The 4,111-nt window shown below is 29.1% G+C and carries 4 protein-coding genes; 3 read left to right on the forward strand and 1 reads right to left on the reverse strand.

The window, feature by feature from the left end; translation table 11 throughout:
• Window positions 1-151: 151 nt before the first annotated feature.
• On the reverse strand, window positions 152-853 hold the full coding sequence (locus Q0C16_RS00005) for a hypothetical protein (RefSeq protein ID WP_292318983.1): 702 nt from the start codon (window positions 851-853) through the stop codon (window positions 152-154).
• Between the two features lie 533 nt (window positions 854-1,386).
• Between Q0C16_RS00005 and Q0C16_RS00010 the strand changes: the two genes are divergently transcribed.
• The 3 genes from Q0C16_RS00010 to Q0C16_RS00020 all read left to right on the forward strand — a co-directional run bounded on the left by Q0C16_RS00010 (window position 1,387) and on the right by Q0C16_RS00020 (window position 3,973).
• A complete protein-coding gene (locus Q0C16_RS00010) occupies window positions 1,387-2,085 on the forward strand; it encodes a hypothetical protein (RefSeq protein WP_292318984.1) in 699 nt (232 codons plus the stop codon).
• Between the two features lie 444 nt (window positions 2,086-2,529).
• Window positions 2,530-3,192, forward strand: coding sequence for a hypothetical protein (locus tag Q0C16_RS00015; RefSeq protein WP_292318985.1), 663 nt, complete (start codon window positions 2,530-2,532; stop codon window positions 3,190-3,192).
• Window positions 3,182-3,973, forward strand: a complete 792-nt coding sequence (locus Q0C16_RS00020; protein WP_292318986.1) for a nucleotidyl transferase AbiEii/AbiGii toxin family protein — start codon at window positions 3,182-3,184, stop codon at window positions 3,971-3,973. The genes Q0C16_RS00015 and Q0C16_RS00020 overlap by 11 nt, the downstream gene beginning before the upstream one ends.
• Window positions 3,974-4,111 lie beyond the last annotated feature (138 nt).

Below are 4,111 nucleotides of genomic sequence, written 5' to 3' on the forward strand. Positions count from 1 at the left end.
AGCTTCCGCAGTTAGATCGTAAGTTTCACAGGCTTTTAACTTATTCAAAAGTGATGAGCTTGACAATATTATTGGTATTCAATTAGTAATAACCTATTAGAGGAAATTAAGTATTGTAAATAACTTTAATGTCATTGAAATTTTAAGAGATTTATCTTTTAAATGTTGCAATATAGATCAAATTCATTGTTAGTTCTTCAGGCGTCCCGTCATAATTGTAAAATGATATACTGTTGTTTCCACTAGAAATTGGTGTAAAAAGATATACATTAGAGCCGGGGGAGTAAGATATGCAGTAATTGTTGCCATTAAATTCGAATAATTGACCGTCCCCGTAACCGGCACTTCCAATTATTAATGGAGGAAGAACGCAATTACTCGCATTATAGACATTAATTATAGCATAACCATTAAAAGGAAGATTAAACGGGTTAAAATAATACATTCCAGGAGTTTGTGTGTTATTGTTAAAAGCAGGCAAATTAAATGAATAATTCCCAAAAATAGTTAAGTTTGCATTAAAATTAACTGTTTTGTTAAGTAAAATATAATTATTAAGCAATTCGTTATACTTGTTTAGTTCATTGTTATACTCATTCGATAGGTTTTTTATCTTTTTTGTGTAACTAATTGAGATATTTTCTATTTTGCTATTTAAAGAGGCGTTTAAATTGCTAATGTTATTGTTTAAGCTCGAAATTTGAGTTATTAAGGAAGTTGTTAAACTTTTATTTGAAGAATATCCTAAACTGTATCCTCCATAATAAGATATGAATATACTGACTATTAATACCATAAAAATAGATAGACAAACATACTTTAACCTATTTAGTGGTTTACTATTTTTAGCCATATAATCTAATACTTTAATAGCTTTTTATAGATATACTCCTTTAAATAGCTAGTTGATTGAATAAAATGCTCGATTGCGCAGAATAGACTAAGAATTGTGTATTCCAATTTTTTGTTATCTTTTAGCTGTGTAAATACGCTTAATGAAGGTGTATAAGTATGCAATACCGATATGTATAATTAAGGTTTATTATATAATTACCAATAATTTATAGATTAAAAAGGGAATCACAGAAAGAATTAGCTCAATTGCAGGACGAAGTCATAGAAGTAGTATACTCGTTATTGGAAAATGCGGTTATACTAGGAAGATAATATATGGAAGAAGTTTTCGTCGAAACGGGAATAGTGCCCGGGTCTAAGTTACAAAAGACTATAAATCTAGCTTTAAAAGATTTAGCTTTTTTCTACGGATTCGCTTGTGATAATAAATAATGATATTCTTAAAGTAGAAAGTATAAGAGATCAAACAATAGATTTAACAGTAACTTCGCAACCATATATAGATATAAAATATGAAAATTTTACTAAATTATGACAGAATATCCTAATGTCAGCTTTGAAATATCCCAGGAGAAAGATGAAAAGGTATGCATACAACGTCCTGAAGGTCTTCCATTAAAAATCAGCGGAAAGGTAAATATAACAAAGTACGTCGATAGTGTTTACAAACTACGATTAAAAGATATACAAGCCAGTAGGAACCTTTTACAAAATGAATGGGATAAAGTTAATACTGAAGTCATGAAAAGACTACAAGAGATTATGGACATCGAATGGCCCAATAAAAATATTACTGGATTTATGACACTTAATAAAATATGCCCAAGAGATTTGAAGGACTGGTTCTTTTTTGTTGAAGTGTTTGCAAACTCTGAAGTACAAAAAGGAATATGTTTGCATGAGATAACCCATTTTCTTTTCTTTGAGAAATGGAAACAGGTATTTAAGAATTTCAACGAAAAAGAGTTCGATAAGCCGGGACTGGCATGGAGCCTTAGTGAAATACTCGTTGAGCCGATAAATGAGGACCATATTCTAAAAAGACTAGTACCTACTACTGCAAAAGCCTACGAAAGGTATTACAAAATTAAAATAAAAGAAGGAAATGAAAGCATAATGGACCATTTTAGAAGAATATACGCGGATTATAATTCAAACTTTGCTGAACTATTGAAAGTAAGCTACGATGAAATAAAACGTCTAAAAGCAATTAATGTGCCAGGCATATAAACTTTTTGATCGGCTTATTTATAACATACCTTAAAGAAATTATGAGTATTTCATTTAAAAACCAACTAATGATTAAATAGTATTATGAATTTTGATTAATTATGGTAATTTTGCTGTAAGAATAAGAAATTTAAGCTAGGTATAATAGCTTCCTATTTAACTTCAGCTATTTACTGGTTTTACTTTAAAATTCCCCAGAGGAACATCGATAATCGCCATCACGATAGTTCTTGATTTTGTGTTTTTCTTTGTGCTTTTTCTAGGCCATGTCCTTGCTTTTATTATTAGGTCATTTAAAACAAAATTTTTAGTGTACCATTTTGTGGGTAATCTTATATTGAATCGTAGATAATTGTAATATTTTATGTATCAATAATTATATAAAAGTATAAATATTGATACATATAATAGTAATATATGAAGATAAACGATGCGATAGATATAATGATCAGATTGAATAAGCCTGTGTTCAGTATTTATGATATTGCAAAGATAATCGGGAAATCTACCGCATACACTTCTTTAATATTGTCTAAAAATAATAGAGTTGAAAGAATAGAAAAGGGTAAATACGCAGTAAAGGATACAGACATTTACAGGATAGCCTCAAACATAGTATTTCCTTCTTATATAAGCTTACAGGCGGGACTCCAATTTTATGGATTAATAGATCAAAACATATTGAAATTCTCCGTGGTCAGTTTAAAGAGACACAGACAAATAACTATAAGAGAGAAATTTAGAATTGAATTCTTAAGCATATCAAAGAACAGATTTTTTGGGTACGTTAATAAAGACGGTGTTTATATTGCTTCCATCGAAAAACTGTTTTTAGACTGCTTATATTTTAATCAGCCAGACTTTGAAACTTTAATTGAATCATTAAGGGTTGCTATAGATGAAAAGCTTTTGGATCTAGATATGCTCAAAATATATGCATTAAAGATGAAAAGTCCAGTTATTATAAATAAATTGGGTTTCATTCTTGAGAAAAATGAAGTTAACATGGATTCACTTCTGAAATACAGATACAAGAACTACGTAAAGATTAATGGATTTGGTAGGACTGGAAAGGACGAAAAATGGAGGGTAATCTATGATAGATAGGGAAAATTTGGAAAAGTTCAATAATTTCTTCAAAGATCAAAGACAACTAGAAAAGGATTATCTAATAAACTTAATGCTCAAAGTTATATCCATCAACAGGATTTCAAATTTAATTGAATTTAAAGGCGGAACAGCATTGTATATCTTCCATGGATTAGATAGATTTTCTGAAGATTTAGATTTTAGTTATATTGGAAAAGATAGGGACATTGATAAAAAAATAGATAGCTTAATGGAATCAGTTATAAAAGATTTCAACCTTAATTATAAAATTACCAAAAATCGGGGTAATATTATAATAAGAGACGAAAATAAAAATATATCCGGTATAAGGTCTGAATTCTTTGTCGAGGGGCCTTTATTTAAACAAAATGGCATAAGGCACAAAATAAAAATTGATTTGAGCTTAAGAAATGACACTATAATGAAACCAGAATATGCAACTTTCGTATCCAAATACAGCGACATAGGAACAATTATTCTATACAAAATGCCAATCCAAGAGATGTTAACGGAGAAACTATATGCAATAATTGAAAGAAATAAAGCGAGAGATTTGTATGATGCATATTTTATCCTAAAAAACAAAAAGGCATCTTTTGATGAAAAATTAACCGCAGAAAAATTCAAAATAAGGGGCGAGGTTTTTAGCAAGGAGGAATTATTGAAAACAATAGAAGAATTCAAAAGTAGTATGTGGAAAGAAGAACTTTCTTATCTGATTCAAAGTTTACCCGAAATAAATGAAGTGAAACAGCTATTAAAAGATAACATAAAGTAAAAATTATGTTACAAAAACTGAAAATTAAGCAATTTAAAAATCAGAACATAGGTAACAAAATTTTGTTACTTGGGTTTATATATGTAAACTGACATATAATTGTATGAATACGCCATTGGAATTGCTTTTAAAGAATAG

Origin of the sequence: Caldisphaera sp. (assembly GCF_023256325.1) — an archaeon.
Classification (GTDB): Archaea; Thermoproteota; Thermoprotei_A; order Sulfolobales; family Acidilobaceae; genus Caldisphaera.